Genomic DNA, 16,555 nt, shown 5'->3' with positions numbered 1-16,555 from the left:
CAACATGGCGCAAGCACCCGACCTATCGCAACGCCAAGCACACGCAGTCCGTGCTGACCATCACCTCCAACGTGGTCTACGGCAAGGCGACCGGCAACACGCCCGACGGCCGCCGCAAGGGCGAGCCGTTTGGCCCCGGCGCGAACCCGATGCATGGGCGGGACAGTCATGGTTGGCTGGCCTCCTGTCTCTCGGTTGCCCGATTGCCCTATGCCGATGCCCAGGACGGCATCAGCTACACCGTCTCCGTCGCACCGAGCATCGCGCGCAAGGATGCCGAGGGCTCGCTGGACAATGCGGTGAAGGCCTTCGACATGTATTTCGGCCAGGGCGGCTTCCATATGAACCTCAACGTCCTCTCCAAGGAGACGCTGGAGGATGCCATGGAGCACCCGGAGAAGTACCCGCAGCTTCACGATCCGCGTTTCCGGCTATGCGGTGAACTTCGTCCGGCTGACGCGGGAGCAGCAGCTCGACGTGATCCGCCGGACCTTCCACGCATCCTATTAGGGAGGCGGTGATGCTGGAGGACGGCATGGTGGAGGTCGGCTGCCGGTACGACCTCCGGACCAGCAAATCGCCCGACGCCCCGCCTACCGAGGGCTACGAAGGGACGGGGGCGACACATGGCTGGGTGCACTCCTACGAGACCGGCTCCACGGTCGACGGTCCGGGCGTGCGGCTCATGCTTTTCATGTCGGGCTGCTTCCTGCGGTGCCAGTTCTGCCACAACCCGGACACCTGGCACCTGAAGGATGGCACGCGGATCGAGTTGGCGCACGCCGCGCGCAGGCTCGGCGATTTCGCGCCGGCGTTGCGCGCCATGGGCGGCGGCCTCACCATCTCCGGCGGAGAGCCGCTGGTCCAGCTTGGCTTCACCCGTGGCGTCTACGCCGCGGCGAAGGAGATGGGGCTGCACACGGCCCTCGACACGTCGGGCTTCCTCGGCCACCGCGCCGACGACGACTACCTCAGGAATGTCGACCTGGTGCTGCTGGACATCAAGAGCGGCGATCCGGACACCTATCGCCGGGTGACCGGCGTCGAATTGAAGCCGACGCTCCGCTTCGCCGAGCGCCTCGCCACCATGGGGAAGGCGGTCTGGGTCCGCTTCGTGCTGGTGCCGGGCCTCACCGATGATCCCGAGAATATCGCGAAGGGTGGCGCGCTTCGTCGCGCCGATGAAGAACGTGGAATGGGTGGAGGTGCTGCCCTTCCACCAGATGGGCGCCTTCAAATGGAAGGCGCTCGGGCTCGACTACAGGCTCGCCGATACCCCGGTTCCGACGGAGCAGCAGGTCCACGCGGCGCTGGATATCTTCCGTGCTGCCGGTTGCCGCGCGCGCTAGGGAGGGTAGGTATCATGCTCGCCGCCATCAGCGACCTGATCGGCACCCAGCCCATCCTCGCTTTGTTCCTTGCGATCGGTGTCGGCTACGCGGTGGGGCAGGTCAACATACTCGGCTTCTCGCTCGGCGTCGGCGCCGTGCTATTCGTCGGCCTGTTCCTCGGGGCGATCGCACCCAAGGCACAGGTCGCCGGCCCGATCGGCCTGGTCGGGCTGATCATGTTCCTCTACGGCATCGGCATCCTGTATGGCCGGCAGTTCTTCGAAGGCCTTTCGGGCGTCGGGCGGGTCTACAACCTTCTGGCCTTCGTCGCGGTGGTCTCCGGGCTGGTGGTGGCACTCGGCCTCGGCGCGATCTTCGACGTGAAGCTGGGCCACACCCTCGGCATCTTCGCGGGGTCGATGACCAGCACGGCCACGCTGCAGGCGGCGCTCGACACCATCGGCAACCGCGAGCCCTCGATCGGCTACTCCGTCGCCTATCCCTTCGGCGTCATCGGCCCGATCCTCTGCTTCTACTTCCTGACGCGGCGGGTGAAGCCGGTCTTCCCGCCCAAGCCCGCGCGCTTCCACATGGGGGAGGTGACGATCGAACGCCTGCCGGACGCTGGCGCAACGCTCGGCGCGGTCATGGCCACGTTGCCGGAAGGTGTGCAGGTCGCAGGCGTCCGGCAGGAGCACCACAATCGGCTGCCGGACCCGGAGAGCTCGAGCTGCATCCCGGCGATGCGCTCCTCGTCGCCGCGGATCGCGCAACGGCGGTGGACGAGGTAGCGACCGCGCTTGGCCGTATCGATCCGGGGCGGATCGGCAAGGACCGGGGCGACCTCAGCTATCAGCGGTTCTTCGTGTCCAAGCCTGCGCTCACCGGCAAGACGCTGGCCGAATTGCCAATGCCGGAGGACGTGCCGATCCATGTGCTGCATGTCCGCCGCTACGATGTGGATCTGGTGCCTTCGCCGGACCTGATGCTGGAGATCGGCGACCGCGTCGGCGTGCTCGTCGCGCCGGGGCAGGTGGCCGTGGCGCGGGCGCATTTCGGTGATACAGTGAAAGCCGCCGCGGACTTCAGTTATGTCTCGATCGGCCTTGGCATGGTCATGGGTGTGCTGCTGGGCCTGGTGCCCGTCCCGGTGCCGGGGGTCGGCACGGTCACGCTCGGCATCGGTGGCGGCCCGCTGATTGTCGCGCTGATCTTCGGGCGTCTCCGGCGCACCGGACCGCTGAGCTGGGTCATGCCGCTGCCGGCCAATATCGTGCTGCGGAATTTCGGCCTGACGCTGTTCCTGGCAACGGTCGGGATCAACTCCGGCCAGGCCTTCGTGACCACCGTGGCACAGACCGGGCCGCTCATGCTTCTGATCGGTGCCGCGGTGCTGCTGACGACGGTGGCGATCGTCCTTCTGGTCGGCTTCTACCTGCTGAAGATTCCTTCGACGACCTGCTCGGCATCGCCTCCGGCGCCACGGGCAACCCGGCCATCGTGGTCTATGCCAGCCGCATGGCGCCGACGGAGCGCCCGGATGTTGGCTATGCCGATGATCTTTCCTTCGGCGACGATCGTGAAGGTCATCGCGGTCCAGGTCGTCGGCCTGCTCGCGCTCGGCGGCTGACAGGTTCGGGATGGAGCCGGAACCGAAGGTGCTGGCGGGGATCGAGGGCAGGCTGCCGCCCGCGATCGCCGCCAAGGCGGAGGCGGACGGCGTCGCCAAGGCCGGGCAGGACGCCATCACCTTGCTGACCTTGGGGGTGCTGGGTGGCGCCTTCATCGCCTTCGGCGCGGTCTTCTCCAATGTTGCGCTGACCGGTGCCGAGGTCCTGCCTTTCGGCCTCGCCCGGGTTATCGCCGGCCTGGTCTTTACGGTCGGCCTCGCGCTGGTGCTGGTGGGCGGCGCGCAGATCTTCACCGGCGACGTGCTGATGGTCATGGCCTGGGCCAGCGGCAGGCTCGGCGGGCTTCGCGTGTTGCGTGCCTGGGGCTTGGTGTGGATCGGCAACCTCGCCGGGGCGCTTGGGACGGCCTCGCTGCTGCTGCTGGCAGGGCACCACCTGTTCGGCAGCGGCCAGGTCGGTGTGACCGCCCTTCGAACGGCGGAGGCCACGGCGGCGCTGCCTTTCGACCGGGCGTTCATCCTCGGCGTGCTCTGCAACACGCTGGTCTGCCTGGCCGTCTGGCTGTCGCTGTCCAGTCGCCAGCCGGCTCACCGCGTGCTCGTGATTCTGCTGCCAATCGCAGCCTTTGTTGCTGCCGGCTTCGAGCACGCGGTGGCTAACATGTACTTTATTGGCTACGGGCTTCTGGTTGATCAATCTCGCAAATACGGAGTTCCTGGCGTCTGGCACAGTCGACGCCAGACGCATACCCCAACCTTGGCCTCGCTAGCTTTGTGCGCAACCTTTTGGCGGTGACGCTCGGTAACGTCGCTGGAGGAGCCGTGCTGGTCGCAGGTGTCTATTGGCTGCTCTATCGGCGCCCGCAAGAGCTTACTATGCGGGGCTTCTGGTGATTGCGGTAAATGGGTATGGCCATTGCCGGAGACCTAGGCCTCGTTAGCGCCTGAGCCAGTCGGCGGTGGCGGCGAGGCAGAGCACGCCGAGGAAGGATGCGGCGGTCTTCTCGTAGCGGGTGGCGACTGCGCGCCACTCTTTCAGCCTCGCCCAGAGGCGCTCGACGCGGTTGCGGTTGTTGTAGATCGGCGCTGGGCAGGCGACTGGAGCCTCGTTGATCTTCGGCGGGATGGCGGGCCGCGTCCCGAGGTCCCAGAGGTGCTGGCGGAAGGCGTGGCTGCTGTAGCCTCGGTCGGCCACTACCCAGACCGGCACGCCGGGAAGGCGCGCGAGCAGCGGGATGGCATGGGGCAGTTCGTGCGCCTGGCCGGGTGCAAGAGCAAGAGGCAACCGCGCGGCCTGTCCCGTCGGCGATCACGCAGGCCTTGGTGCCATAGCCGCCGCGAGAACGGCCAAGCGCCTCACCTGCGCCCCGCTGCGCCGAAGTGTCGGCTTTTTGGCCGCCCCTGCCGCCTTCTGGTGAGCGCGGATCGAGGTGCCGTCGAGGAAGGCCATGCCGAGTTCGACGCCGCGTGCCTGCGCCACGGCGAGCAGTCGCTCCCACACGCCAAGGCGCGACCAGCGAATGAAGGTCTGCGCCGCCATCCACCACGGCCCGAACGCCTCAGGCACGGCGCGCCACTTCGCCCCGTTCGTGTGCCGCCCGATGATGGCCGAGAGTGTCCGCCGCAGGTTGCTCGGCGGGACCTTCGCGTGCGGGCGGCACGCCTCCACCAGCGGCTTCAGCACAGCCCATTGCTCATCTGTCAGAACCACTGCCGCCCCTTCACAAAGGCGGCACAACGCCAACACCGTCACAGCGTTCAAGTGCTAACGGGGCCTAACACGCTACGGAATGAGGTGGCCCCATCGGTCGAACAGTTCGACGGCCTGAATAAGCTCGGTCCTCGTCGTCAGGCGGCCAGTTTCTCTGCCTCGTCCGCCCCACAGGCCTCGCTGGGGCTTCGTCCCGCCAGCGCTATTTGGGCGTCCAGCATTATTATAGCCGATCCACTTTGACAACCCGGGCCGCACCTCCGAGCCGATTTTGAATGTATGCAGGTAGACGCACTCCTGTCCAAGGTTGCGCCACAACCGTTTAATGAAGACACCGTCCATACAGCGGCCGCGGCTGTTCATCGAGATGTGCACCCTGGCCCGCTGCAGCACACCGATGAACTGCGGCGAGGTGAACTGACTGCCTCTGGTTGGTATTGAGGATTTCCGGCTTCCCGAACTGCGCGAAGGCCTCCTCCAAGGCTTCAAGGCGGAACTCAACGTCCATGGTATTCGAAACTCGCCAGCACAGAATTTGAGCGTCGCCCATTCCATCACCGCGACCAGCTAGAGATAGCCGTGGCGCGAGGGCAGGTAGGTAACGTGGGCGCACCAGACCTGGTTCGACACCGTCGTTCGTGGCCGCTGTTAGATCGTCGCCAGGCCAAGCTTCGCGATGAGCCGCTGGATGCGCTTGTGGCACTCACGCCGGACGTGTCGTGCCATCTGCCGCGCGCCGTACCAGGGTGCTTACAGGAACTGCGCATCGATCAGCCCCATTAGCTCCAGGTTCAGCGGCGTCTCCCCAGCCGGGCGATGGTAAAACCCTGGCTGGCTGATCGAAACTAGCTCGCACTACTGTATGATAGATCACCGCTGACGCGCCGGCCCGATCATCTGATGCCGCTGATCAAGGCTCATCGACCGAAGGTTGGCCAAGAAATCCCGCTCCACCAGCCGCTGCCCGATTTTGGCATGCAGCTTGTCGACATCCGCCCCGGCCGCCTTGGCGCTCTCCTGCACCGCCGACTTGTCTGAGAACACCGGAGTCGACCCTTCCATGGCCTGTCGCTTCCACTCGCTGACCATCGTCTGGTGAATGCCGTGCTTTGCTGCCAGTTGCGCCGTCGTCAGCTTCACCCCGCAGCGCCTCCAGCGCCATCTTCGCGTTGAAGTCCGCCAAGTGCCGCGTCCGCTTGCCCGGTATCCGGGTCCGTCCTTCTCGCGGGCGATCCAAGCTTAAGCGCCTGCCCGACATCGGGGGTCCACCTCAGTTCCGGGTGGTGCCGGCGTCGCGGTCAACCTTCCACTACCAAGACCAGCTGTTTGTCGGCCGGCGGGCTTGGGTGCTGACTATTACCGAGCTTCAAACCGCCGCTACTGAGGCGAGCTCCATGATTCCCCGACCCTATTGTCCTCGGTCCTGCATACTTCGTCTATGTACCCGCTATCGTCACCTCAGCTGTCACTGTTGACTTGGCCCGCCACTGGCATCGAGACATACCGCAGCGGCCGCCTGTTGCCGAGGTGGAGACGCTTTTGCTCCAAGCATTCTGGCGCGGCGAGCTGGAGGCGACACTGCCCGGTGTGGCTGGTGCGCGCGACAGCGATCCGCGCGTGCGGGTGCTGAACAGCTGCCGGCATACGCCCCAGGATGCGGGATTGGTCGTAGTCGACCGGCCGGAGGACCTCCCACCTGCTGATGCCATCGAACAGCCAGACGGCTCGGCCGTGGTCGATCTCCGTCGGCGTGTCGTCTGGCCGGCCGATCCGACGCGGCAAACTCCGGAACTGCTGGCGACGGCCTGCGCCGTACTGGCCGAGGCGGAGTGGGACGACTACCACGACCTGACCAAGCCGGTGCTCGCCATGCTGGAGGTCGGCCGGGATGCCTTCGGCACGTTCCGCAGCGAGGCCGGCTTCACGCTGCCGCCTTTCTGGTTCAAGCCCGACACACAGCCTGCAACGGTCCAAGCACAAAACGCATGCCGCCTATGGCTGCGGGCCAAGGTCGCTGCGGGCGACAAGCAATACGGCAAGGCCGGCTACTTTCGGGAGGCCAAAAGGCGATCCCGCGGCTCTCCGTGCGCGCCTTCAATGACGCCTGGGCCGAGGAGACCCCGTCCAGTTGGCGCCAAGCGGGTACCCTGGCGAAGGCATCGAAATCGCGTCAGTGACATTGGGCTGCCGGCCGCAAACCCGCGGCCGGCTTGGCTTTGAATCGAATCACTGCACCTCCTGCAGTGTGCTGAGTATTGGGCGGCTGCGCTTTCGGTCATCTCGGGGTCGTGACCCATCTGCCCCGCCCCGCCCCGATTACCGAACAGACCTGCCCAGTCGAGCCGGCTGACACGCTGCGCCGGCTGGCCCGCGCCCTAGCGCGGCAGGCTGCGGCTGAGCTGTTCGCCGAGGTGCGTGCGGTGGCCAACCCGGAGCCAGCCGATGTCGCACAAACCACCGAGCCTCACTCACCCCAAGCCCGCGCACCCCTTGCTGACCGTCGCCCAGGTGGCCGGCCACTGCCAGGTCGCCGTGCGCACCGTACGCCGCTGGATCGCCGCTGATGAACTGCCAGTCCTGCAGCTCGGCCGCGCTATCCGTATAGTCGAGAGCGACCTCGAGCACTTCCTGCGCAAAGCCCAGCGATAATGTGCCGGCGTATCCGGCAGACAGTGCATGTCACTGTAAGTACCGCATCTTCCAATGCCTCGTGATTACTTATAAACCCCAGAGCGCGTTCATTTGTCATGCTAGATAATCACGATCCGATACTGCATCCGTCATGCGTCATCACGAGGACCCCCATGTCACCCCAACCCGCTTCACCAGCCCCTCGCACCCTCGCGGACCTGATCCAGTTCGTGGCGTCCGCGCCCGACCTCTCGGCCCGCCGCCGCCAAGAACTGCTCTCGGCGCTACGCACCATTGCCAAGCTGCTCGGCAGCGAGCCAGCGCTGATCCCGCTAGATCCGCGGCTGCTGGTCGCGCGCTTGGCCGAAATCGCGCCGGCGGCGCACGGCCTCAGCCGTGGCCGCTGGAACAACATCCGCAGCCTGCTTCGGGCAGCCCTCGACCTGGCTGAGCCCATGATGCCCGGCCGGCACCTCGAGGATCTGATGCCTGCGTGGCAGGTGTTGCTGGACGCGCTGCCTACCCGCCGTCAGCGCGCCATCCTCACCCGCTTCCTGCACCACTGCAGCGCCGCCGGCATCGCTCCGGAGATGGTGGACGAGGCGGTGATGGCGCGCTTCGGGGCGGCGCTCCAGCGAAGCCTGCTCAGCTCGCCCTCCACGCAGCTGCGCGATACGCGGGGCGCCTGGAACCGCGCCTGCCGGGAATGCCCGGGCTGGCCGGATTGGCCGGTCGATCCGGTCCTGCGCCCTGAAGGGTACATCCCGGCTTGGTCCGCCCTGGCGCCGAGCCTGGCGGCGGATGCCTAGGCCTACCTGGACCGGCTGGCCGGACGCGATCCTCTGGAGGAGCTGCCCTTCCGTCCGGTCAAGCCGGGGACGGTCGTCGCGCGCGATCACCAGATCCGTGTCGTCGCTTCGGCCCTCGTCCACCGCGGGCGCGATCCGGCCGCACTGCGCAGCCTCGCCGACCTGGTCGAGATCGACGCCCTCAAGGAGGCGCTCCGCTACTTACTCGACCGGCGCGGCGGTCAGAGCAGCAGCGCCATCGCCGACCTGCTCTCGACCGTGAAGGCCATTGCCCGGCACTGGGTCAAAGTGACCCCGGCGCATCTCGAGCAGATCAGCGCCCTGCAGCGCCGGCTCGAGGTGCGCAGCCGCACCCTGACCGAGACCAACCGGGCACGGCTGCGCCAGTTCGACGATCCGGGCAATATCCGCGCGCTGCTCGGCCTGCCGGCCCGGCTGCTCGCGCTCGCCGAGCGCATCCCGGCGCGGCAGCAACACCGCGCCGCGCTGCTGGTGCAGAGCGCAGTCGCCATCGAGCTACTGCTCATGACGCCTGTGCGGATCGACAACCTCGCCGCGCTCGACCTCGACCGGCACCTGCTGCGGCCGAACCGGCGCGGGGCCGGCCTGCACCTCGTCATTCCCGGCACCGCGGTCAAGAACCGTCAGGATCTCGAGTTCCCGCTGCCGGCCGAGAGCATCGCCCTGCTCGAGTGCTACCTGGAGGGCTACCGACCCGTACTGGCCACGGCCACCTGCCGGGCACTCTTTCCGGGGCGGGACGGCGGCCGCAAGGCGCGCGCCGTTTTGGGCCGCCAGATTAGCAGGGCGGTGTTCCAGCACACCGGCCTGCAGCTCCACCCGCACCTCTTCCGGCACATCACCGCCAAGCTCTACCTCGATGCCAATCCCGGCAGCTACGAGGTGGTCCGCCGCGTGCTCGGCCACCGCTCGATCGAGACCACCACCAGCTATTACACCGGCCTCGAGACCGCGGCCGCGGTGCGGCACTTCGATGCTACCATCCTCAAGCTGCGCAAACCGAATGGCGGGGACCGGACATGACCCGGCGCCTCGCCCGAGACCCGGCTCGACGCTGCCTCACGCTCGCCGAGTGGCCGCCCGTTGACCGGGAGCGCTGGCTGGCAGCGCTCCAGCCCGGCGATCTTCTCGAGCCTGGCGGCAGCCGGGCGCACTTCCGCCCGGCGACGAACCACAAGGTCAGCATCGGTTATGGCCGCTGGCTGGCTGGGCTGCAGCACCGCGGCGCGCTCGATGCCGCCGCCGAGCCCGGCTCGCGCATCACCCCTGCCGCGGTCGGCGCCTGGCTGGCCGAAATGCAGCAGGTCAACAGCACCCTGACGCAGATCTCGCGGCTGGAGGAGCTCTACCAGGCCGCCCGGGTCATGGGCCCCAGCACCGATTGGGGCTGGCTGCGCCGGCTTGCCGGCCGGGTCCGGGCCCGGCACCAGCCCGCCCGCGACAAGCGGGTGCGGCTGGTCGGGGCCGAGGACCTCTTTGCCCTCGGCTGCGACCTGATAGCCAAGGCCAGCGGCACGCCCCGGCAGAGGGCTGTGCAGTTCCGCGACGGCCTGGCCATCGCGCTGCTGGCCGCCCGGCCACTCCGCCGGCGCAATCTGGCCGGGCTCACGCTCGGCACCAGCCTGGTGCAGCGGGGCGGCGTGTGGTGGATCGTGCTCGAGGCCGCCGAGACCAAGACCCATGCCCCGCTCGAGATGCCCTGGCCGGAGGCGCTCATCCCGATGCTCGAGACCTGGCTCGCCGTGCACCGGCCAGCTCCTGTCCGGCCAGCGGGGGCGCTGGCACCGGGCGGCGGGCGCAGCCCTCTGGCTCTCGGCCGATGGCTCGCCGATGACAGGCATGGCGCTCTATGACCGTATCGTCGCGGCCACCAAGGCTGCCTTCGGCCAGGGCATCAACCCGCATCTCTTCCGCGACTGCGCCGCGACCTCCGTCGCCGTCGACGATCCTGCCCAGATCGGCATTGCCAGCCAGCTGCTCGGCCACCGCAGCCAGGCCACCACCGAGCGCTACTACAACCAGGCACACAGCCTCGAGGCGGCGCGCAGCATGCAGGCCAACTTGGTCCGCCTGCGGCATGGCCCTAGGCTGCCGCTCGATACGGTCGAGGACCCTGGTTGATGCGCTGCGCCCTCTACGCCCGCTACAGCTCGGACCAGCAGCGCGAGGCCTCGATCGAGGACCAGCTCCGCATCTGCCGGGTGCGCGCCGAGCGCGAGGGCTGGACCGTGGTCGAGGTCTTCACCGACGCCGCCATCTCCGGCGCCACCGCGCTTCGCCCCGGCTTCCAGGCGCTGCTCGCCGCCATGCGGGCCGGCACCGTCGACCTCGTCTTGGCCGAGAGCCTCGATCGCTTCAGCCGCGACCAGGAGCATATCGCCGGCTTCTACAAGCAGGCCCGCTTCGCCGGGGTGCAGGTGGTCACCCTGGCCGAGGGCGAGATCTCCGAACTGCATATCGGCCTCAAGGGCACCATGGGCGCCCTCTACCTCAAGGACCTCGCCGACAAGACCCGGCGCGGCCTGGAAGGGCGGATCAGGGCGGGTCGCGCGGTGGGTGAAATCCCCTATGGCTATCGAAAGGTGATCCGCCTCGGGGCCGACGGCGAGCCCGAGCGCGGCCTGCGCGAGATCGATGCGGCCGAGGCGGTCATCATCCGCCGTATCTTCACCGAGTACGCGGCCGGCCACAGCCCGCGCGCCATCGCCATCACGCTGAATGCCGAGGGCGTCACGGCGCCCAGTGGCGGCATCTGGTATAACAGCTCCATCCGGGGTCGGCCGCGTCGCGGCGACGGCCTGCTGCGGAACCAGCTCTATGCAGGCCGCCTGGTCTGGAACCGCCGACGCTCCCTCAAGGACCCGAACACGGGCAAGCAGCAGCGCCGCAACAACAGCTCATCCGACTTCGTGATCCAGCCGGTCCCGGATCTACAGATCGTCGACGATGCGCTCTGGGAGCGCGTGCAGACCCGCCTGGCGGCCGACGCAGATCTCCTGCTGGCCCATCCGGCAAGCCGGCCTACTGGCTGCAGCGGCGGCCGCAGCACCTCCTCTCGGGCAAGGTGGTCTGCGGCAGCTGCGGCGCCCTCTTCGAGCTACCTGGGGTGCCGCCATGCCCACCAGGGCGCCTGCGGCAACCGCGACACCGTCCGCCGGACACCACTGGAGCAGCGGGTCTGCGAGGCGCTCGGGCGGCAGCTGATGCAGCCCGAGCTGGTGGCCGACTTCGTCGCCGAGTTCACCGCCGAATGGAACAGGATGACGGCCGAGGCCGGGGCGGCTGCGGAAGGTCACCGCCGCGAGCTGCGAGGTATCGAACGGCAGATCGCCAACCTGGTCGATGCGATTGCTGACGGGCTCGCGTCGGCTGGCCTTCGGGCGAAGCTGAATGGTCTTCAGGCCAGAAAGGCGGAACTGGCGCGGCTGATGGCTGCCGCGCCGCATTCCGTCCCAGCGCTGCACCCGAACTTGGCCGAGGTCTACCGCAAGCGGATCGCGACACACCATGACGCCCTGAACGCCGGCGATGCGCCCGATGCCCTGGAGGCGGCCCGCGCCCTGGTGGACCGCGTTGTCATCCACCCGCCAGGAGACGGCGGCGGACCATCAGGGGTGGAGCTGATCGGCGATCTTCTCGCCATGCTGCGGGCCGGTGGCCTCGGCGAAGCGGGAGATCTGGACGCACACGCCACCGGCGTCCTCGTCATGTTCGCCAGTTCGGTAAAAGAGGGCCAGGGAGGATACCTCCTCCTGGCCTTTCCTTCGCCCCTACCGGTTCCGCCGCCACAACTCCTCCGACAGCAGCGCCGCAAAGCCGATCCAGGCGGCATAGGGCACCGCCAGCCAGGCCGCCGGCGGGTCCACCTTGCGCGCCGTCTCCACATAGGCCGCGGCATTCACCACCGTCGCCGCCGCCTCCAGAGTCGCCGCGCCGCGGAGACGCTTGCCGAAGCCGAGCCACATCCAGAAGGCGTTCAGCCCCTGGATGCCCCACCAATGCGCCAGCGCGCGGCTGCGTGCCGGGCTCGGCCGGGCATTCCACAGCCGCGCGCCGGAGACGGTCAGCGCGGCATAGAGCGGGCCCCAGATGGCGAAGGCGGCATCCGGCGGGTTGAAGGGCGGCTTCTCCAGGCGCTCGTAGTCCGCCGGCCGATCCGCCCATGCGCCGGGGAAGGCGACCAGCGCGCCGACAGCAGCGCCGAGGTCAGCACCGCGCCGCCGCAGACCACCAGCGCCGTGGCGATGTCGGCATCGCCGACCCGCCGCGGCGCCAGCGCCGCGCGCCGTCTCGACCAGGGATTGATCCATGCCACCCGCCTCCGCCGCCTCGACCGGCAGCGGAACGCGGCGCCAGGCGCGGAAGTTTAGCGCATGCCGCCGTTCAACGGCCGCTCCTGCTCCAGCCGGAGCATCAAGTCGAGCATCCAGCCGACCTGCTCGCCCAAGCGCCGCGCCGGCACCGGCGCATGGCCGCGGCGCGGCTCGGCCGCCACCGCCTCGACCAGGAAGCGCGTCTCGGCCAGGCAGGGCGCGTCGGTCGTGCCGGCCGGCAGGGCGATGGCGCCGAGGCTGCGCGCCAGCAGCGCCGCCTTGCGCCGCCCGGACACCACGGCGCGGCGGGAGACGCTGTCGAAGCCCTGCCGCGCGACCTGATGGCCGATCTCGGCATAGATCCACCGCGCGGCGCCGATGCCTGGGCGGCAGGCCAGCGGCAGCCGGGCGATCCCCGCCTCGGAGCGGCGGTAGAGCGCCGCCGCCTCCCCCAGCAGCCGCTGCACCACGCCGGCGAGGCGGGCGTCGAAGACCGGCGCGGCCAGCCAGGAATCCGGGTCGAGCCCCGCCTCCCGCATCCATGCGAGCGGCAGGTAGAGCCGCCCGGCGCCTTGCATCCTCGCCCACGTCGCGGGCGATGTTGGAAAACTGCATGGCGACGCCGAGGTCGCAGGCGCGGGCCAGCACCGCCGGCCGGCGCTCCTCCATCAGAAGCGCCATCATGGCGCCCACCGTCCCGGCGACCCGGGCGGCATAGGCGGTGAGGTCGGCCAGCGTCTCGTAGCGCCGCCCCGCGCGGTCCCAGGCGAAGCCTTCCAGCAGCGCCTCCGGCACCGCGCGGGGGATGCCGTAGCGGGCGATGACCGAGGCCAGTGCCCGGTCGGCGGCCATGGCAAGCGGCCGGCCCTCATAGGCCCGCTGCAGCCGGTCCTGCAGCTCGGCGAGCGCGGCGGGGCCGGGGTCGAGGTCGATGACGTCGTCGGCGACCCGGCAGAAGGCATAGAGCGCGGTGGCCGGCTCGGCGACCCGCCGCGGCAGCAGGCGGGAGGCGGCGTGGAAGCTCTTGGACCCGCCGGCCAGCAGCGCCCGGCAGGCGGCGAGGTCTTCGGGGCTGAGCACGGGCTCGGCACGGGACAGGCGCATCTTGGACCCCATCTGGAGGCGCGCGGTCTGCGCCGCGGCTGTCGGAAACCCGTTTCCGCGCTACCGTAAAGCCAGCCTGACAGTTGTGACCAGGGCAAAACGTCAAAGAATGAGGACAATCGGGTGCGACGCCTTGCCCTGACCTTGGTGGCCCTCCTGGCCCTCGCTGCCATCGCGCTCGGCCTCGGCGGCTGCGCGCGCCGCTGGACGGGCTGGCGGTGGCGCCGCTGGCGGTGGAGGAAATCCCCGTCACCCTCTACCGCCCCGCCGCCAGCGGCGCGGCGCCGGTGGTCGTCATCGCGCATGGCTTCGCCGGCTCGCAGCAGATGATGCAGCCCTTTGCCACCAGCCTGGCCCAGGCCGGCTTCATCGCCGTCACCTTCGACTTCCCCGGGCATGGCCGGAACCCCACGCCGCTCGCCGGCGGGCTGTCCGGACGACAAGGCGGCCTCGGGCGTGCTGCTGGAGGCGCTGGGCCGGGTGGTGGCGGCGGCGCGGCCGCTCGGCGACGGTCGCGTGGCGCTGCTCGGCCATTCCATGGCGGCCGACATCGTCATCCGCTGGGCCTTCGCCCGGCCGGAGGTGGCGGCGACCGTCGCCTTCTCCGGCTTCGGGCCCGAGGTGACGGCGACGCAGCCGCGCAACCTGCTGGTCGCGGCCGGGGCCTGGGAGCCGGCATTCCTTCAGGATGCGGCACGGCGGATCGTGGCGCTGGCCTCGCCCGGCCCGCCAGTGCCCGAGACGACCTATGGCGACTTCGCCGCCGGCACCGCGCGCCGCCTGGTGCTGGTGCAGGGGGTCGAGCATATCGGCATCCTCTATGCCCGGCAGAGCCTGGCCGAGGCCCGGGCCTGGCTGAACGCCGCCTTCGGCCGCAGCGGCGAGGGGATGCTGGATGCACGAGGCGGCGCGATCGGCCTGCTGCTCGGCGGAGCTGCTGGCGCTGGCCTGGCCGCTGTCCCGGCTGCTGCCGCGCGCCGCGGCGGCGCCGACGGGGGCGGCCTGCCCTGGCGGCGCTTCTGGCCGGTGGCGGTGCTGCCGGCCATCGCCACGCCGCTGCTGCTGCGGCCGCTGCCCACGCATTTCCTGCCCATCCTGCTCGGCGACTACCTGACGGTGCATTGCGCCGTGTACGGGGTGCTGACTGCGGCGGCGCTCTGGTGGGCGCGGCGGGGCGAGGCGCCGGGGCCGCGCGCGGCCCCGCTGGCCGTCGCCGCGGCGGCGCTGGCGATCGCCGCCTATGCGGTGCTCGGCCTCGGCTTGGCGCTTGACCGCTACGTGCTGTCCTTCCTGCCGGCGCCGCACCGCGCCTGGCTGGTGCCGCTGGTCCTGTTCGGCACCCTGCCCTGGTTCCTGGCCGATGAAATGGCGGTGCGCGGGGCCGGCGCGGCGCGGCTGGCCGCGCCGGCGACCAAGGCGCTGTTCCTGCTCTCGCTGCTCGGCGCCGTGGCGCTGGACCCGCCGCGGCTGTTCTTCCTGGTCATCATCGTGCCGGTGATGCTGGTGTTCCTCGTGGTCTTCGGGCTGTTCGGGCGGTGGAGCTTCCGGGCCACGGGATCGCCGCTGCCGGCAGCGCTGGCCAATGCGCTGGCGCTGGCCGTGGCCATCGCGGCGACGTTTCCGGTGGTGCCGGGGTAGAGCCGCGCGGGCGCGACGGGTGCTACCCGTGCCACTTTCGTACCGATGGGCGACCGACTTGTGGCCGGTTGCGACCGTGCCGAGCAGTGGCCACCGCGATAGGGAGGTGTACCGGCGCTCTCGACCCTGACCGGACATTCGCACTGGAGTTCTGCACCGCGTAAGCCACTGGCCTACAGGTATCCGGCCGGTGGTGCGAAAGTCTCGATTTCTGCAGCATGGCGGGAAGGTATGGTGCGCCATATCGTCGCCCGCGCAGCTTAGGGTCAAGCCTGCTCGCAGTGATACGAAGCTGACTGCCAGTGCACCGCGTTGTTCGATCCTCGCAGGCGTCTTGAAGAAGGGTGCGCGGTTCTGCTCAATCTGGTCGGAGCAGCACTCTTGGCGTGATCAAAAACAAAAAATGTCCCGATAAAAGGAAGCGCGAGATGAACGATGCCAAATCGAAGATCATCAATCACTACACGACAGACGGGCTACTTGAACGAATCGAAACAGCTCTACGAGCAGACGGTGCAGATCCAACGCATCCAACAGTCGACGCATTAGCACCGTACGATCATTTTCACGGCCGGGGGTTGGAAGCAACAAAGGACATGGCCGCACTGGTAGCTATACAGCCGACCGATCATTTGCTCGATGTTGGTAGCGGGCTTGGTGGGCCGGCACGCTGGTTCTCGGCACGTTTCGGTTGTTATGTCACCGGCATTGACTTGACGCCAGAGTTCTGCGCGATCGCGGAACACTTGACACACCTTATGGGCTTGCAAACTCATGTGCGTTTTCAGGTTGGCAACGCGCTTGCAATGCCTTTTGGAAATGGAATGTTTGAGGGAGCGTACTCCATGTTCGTTTCGATGAATATTCCCGACAAAATGCAGCTCTTATCGCGAGATTCACCGCGTGCTGAAGCCGGGTGGGTGGCTTGTGCTGTCGGAGATTGCCCGGAGCGGAGACGGCGAAGTCATGTTTCCCATGCCATGGGCTGCGACGGCGGCTGAAAGCTTCCTTTCAACAGTCGACGATACGCAGGAAATACTGAGAAGCGCAGGTTTCGAAGTCGAGCAAATTAAGAACGACCTTCAGCGTGCGTTCGAATCTGGAGCCCGATCGCGGGCAATGGTCGATCGCGGCGAAAAGCCGCCCTATCGGGCTAACGCGTTGATTCATGGTGACATTGCAGGCGCGACACTCGCGAATGTCGCTCGCGCTTATCAAGATGGCAGTCTTTTGCCGATCGAGATCGTCGCAAGCAAGCCATCATGATCGTTGTTGCGTCAGCGACGAAAGGTGGTTGAAGGCAAAGCCTCAGCCGATTCTCGCTGCATAGATCTTGAGCTTTCGCGCCAGCGACGGCCTTCTCGGCC

The 16,555-nt window shown here is 68.4% G+C and carries 15 protein-coding genes and 4 pseudogenes; 14 read left to right on the top strand and 5 right to left on the bottom strand.

Going from position 1 to position 16,555, the window contains the following annotated elements; translation table 11 throughout:
• The first annotated feature begins 50 nt into the window (after positions 1 to 50).
• From ACQ86J_RS25160 to ACQ86J_RS25145, 4 genes are read left to right on the top strand one after another with little or no spacing between them, the layout of a single operon-like run.
• Positions 51 to 521, top strand: coding sequence for a glycine radical domain-containing protein (locus ACQ86J_RS25160; protein WP_431267678.1), 471 nt, complete (start codon positions 51 to 53; stop codon positions 519 to 521).
• Positions 521 to 2,122, top strand: a complete 1,602-nt coding sequence (locus tag ACQ86J_RS25155) for a radical SAM protein (RefSeq protein ID WP_431267677.1) — start codon at positions 521 to 523, stop codon at positions 2,120 to 2,122. The genes ACQ86J_RS25160 and ACQ86J_RS25155 overlap by 1 nt, the downstream gene beginning before the upstream one ends.
• Entirely contained in the window at positions 2,110 to 2,961 is an 852-nt protein-coding gene (locus tag ACQ86J_RS25150) for a TrkA C-terminal domain-containing protein (protein WP_431267676.1), read from the top strand. Before ACQ86J_RS25155 ends, ACQ86J_RS25150 begins: the two co-directional genes overlap by 13 nt.
• Positions 2,962 to 2,971: 10 nt before the next feature.
• Entirely contained in the window at positions 2,972 to 3,757 is a 786-nt protein-coding gene (locus tag ACQ86J_RS25145) for a formate/nitrite transporter family protein (RefSeq protein ID WP_431267675.1), read from the top strand.
• 141 nt (positions 3,758 to 3,898) lie between these two features.
• On the opposite strand, the pseudogene ACQ86J_RS25140 reads toward ACQ86J_RS25145, so the two are convergent.
• Both ACQ86J_RS25140 and ACQ86J_RS25135 read right to left on the bottom strand, forming a co-directional pair.
• Positions 3,899 to 4,672, bottom strand: a pseudogene (locus tag ACQ86J_RS25140) (IS5 family transposase).
• A gap of 183 nt (positions 4,673 to 4,855) precedes the next feature.
• A pseudogene (locus ACQ86J_RS25135) lies at positions 4,856 to 5,930 on the bottom strand (IS3 family transposase); the annotation flags it as partial.
• A gap of 281 nt (positions 5,931 to 6,211) precedes the next feature.
• Between ACQ86J_RS25135 and ACQ86J_RS25130 the strand changes: the two are divergent.
• The 7 genes and pseudogenes from ACQ86J_RS25130 to ACQ86J_RS25100 all read left to right on the top strand — a co-directional run.
• Positions 6,212 to 6,892, top strand: a complete 681-nt coding sequence (locus ACQ86J_RS25130) for a hypothetical protein (RefSeq protein WP_431267674.1) — start codon at positions 6,212 to 6,214, stop codon at positions 6,890 to 6,892.
• A 270-nt stretch (positions 6,893 to 7,162) separates the two neighbouring features.
• Positions 7,163 to 7,321 (top strand): helix-turn-helix domain-containing protein, encoded by a 159-nt coding sequence (locus ACQ86J_RS25125; protein ID WP_431267673.1) that lies wholly within the window; start codon positions 7,163 to 7,165, stop codon positions 7,319 to 7,321.
• Positions 7,322 to 7,533: 212 nt separating this feature from the next.
• Positions 7,534 to 8,112: a hypothetical protein gene (locus ACQ86J_RS25120; RefSeq protein ID WP_431267672.1), complete on the top strand. Its 579-nt coding sequence runs from the start codon at positions 7,534 to 7,536 to the stop codon at positions 8,110 to 8,112.
• A 258-nt stretch (positions 8,113 to 8,370) separates the two neighbouring features.
• A complete protein-coding gene (locus tag ACQ86J_RS25115; protein WP_431267671.1) occupies positions 8,371 to 9,156 on the top strand; it encodes a tyrosine-type recombinase/integrase in 786 nt (261 codons plus the stop codon).
• On the top strand, positions 9,153 to 9,986 hold the full coding sequence (locus ACQ86J_RS25110; RefSeq protein ID WP_431267670.1) for a hypothetical protein: 834 nt from the start codon (positions 9,153 to 9,155) through the stop codon (positions 9,984 to 9,986). The genes ACQ86J_RS25115 and ACQ86J_RS25110 overlap by 4 nt, the downstream gene beginning before the upstream one ends.
• Complete coding sequence (locus tag ACQ86J_RS25105; protein WP_431267669.1) at positions 9,973 to 10,254, top strand: hypothetical protein; 282 nt, start codon at positions 9,973 to 9,975, stop codon at positions 10,252 to 10,254. Before ACQ86J_RS25110 ends, ACQ86J_RS25105 begins: the two co-directional genes overlap by 14 nt.
• Positions 10,254 to 11,054, top strand: a pseudogene (locus tag ACQ86J_RS25100) (recombinase family protein); the annotation flags it as partial. The gene ACQ86J_RS25105 and the pseudogene ACQ86J_RS25100, both read left to right, overlap by 1 nt.
• Before the next feature lie 849 nt (positions 11,055 to 11,903).
• Here the strand turns inward: ACQ86J_RS25100 and ACQ86J_RS25095 are convergent.
• The 3 genes and pseudogenes from ACQ86J_RS25095 to ACQ86J_RS25085 all read right to left on the bottom strand — a co-directional run.
• Positions 11,904 to 12,443 (bottom strand): TspO/MBR family protein, encoded by a 540-nt coding sequence (locus ACQ86J_RS25095; RefSeq protein ID WP_431272525.1) that lies wholly within the window; start codon positions 12,441 to 12,443, stop codon positions 11,904 to 11,906.
• A 56-nt stretch (positions 12,444 to 12,499) separates the two neighbouring features.
• A complete protein-coding gene (locus tag ACQ86J_RS25090; RefSeq protein WP_431267668.1) occupies positions 12,500 to 13,024 on the bottom strand; it encodes a phytoene/squalene synthase family protein in 525 nt (174 codons plus the stop codon).
• 55 nt (positions 13,025 to 13,079) lie between these two features.
• A pseudogene (locus tag ACQ86J_RS25085) lies at positions 13,080 to 13,550 on the bottom strand (phytoene/squalene synthase family protein); the annotation flags it as partial.
• 326 nt (positions 13,551 to 13,876) lie between these two features.
• On the opposite strand from ACQ86J_RS25085, the gene ACQ86J_RS25080 reads away from it, so the two are divergent.
• The 3 genes from ACQ86J_RS25080 to ACQ86J_RS25070 all read left to right on the top strand — a co-directional run bounded on the left by ACQ86J_RS25080 (position 13,877) and on the right by ACQ86J_RS25070 (position 16,454).
• Positions 13,877 to 14,821: a hypothetical protein gene (locus ACQ86J_RS25080; RefSeq protein WP_431272524.1), complete on the top strand. Its 945-nt coding sequence runs from the start codon at positions 13,877 to 13,879 to the stop codon at positions 14,819 to 14,821.
• Between the two features lie 795 nt (positions 14,822 to 15,616).
• Complete coding sequence (locus ACQ86J_RS25075; protein WP_431267667.1) at positions 15,617 to 16,189, top strand: methyltransferase domain-containing protein; 573 nt, start codon at positions 15,617 to 15,619, stop codon at positions 16,187 to 16,189.
• Positions 16,164 to 16,454: a hypothetical protein gene (locus tag ACQ86J_RS25070; protein WP_431267666.1), complete on the top strand. Its 291-nt coding sequence runs from the start codon at positions 16,164 to 16,166 to the stop codon at positions 16,452 to 16,454. The genes ACQ86J_RS25075 and ACQ86J_RS25070 overlap by 26 nt, the downstream gene beginning before the upstream one ends.
• Positions 16,455 to 16,555: the final 101 nt, after the last annotated feature.

Origin of the sequence: Dankookia sp. P2, assembly GCF_050632255.1 — a bacterium.
Taxonomy (GTDB): domain Bacteria; phylum Pseudomonadota; class Alphaproteobacteria; order Acetobacterales; family Acetobacteraceae; genus Paracraurococcus.
Note: the sequence above shows the minus strand (reverse complement) of the source record. Positions and strands in the feature narration are given on the sequence as shown.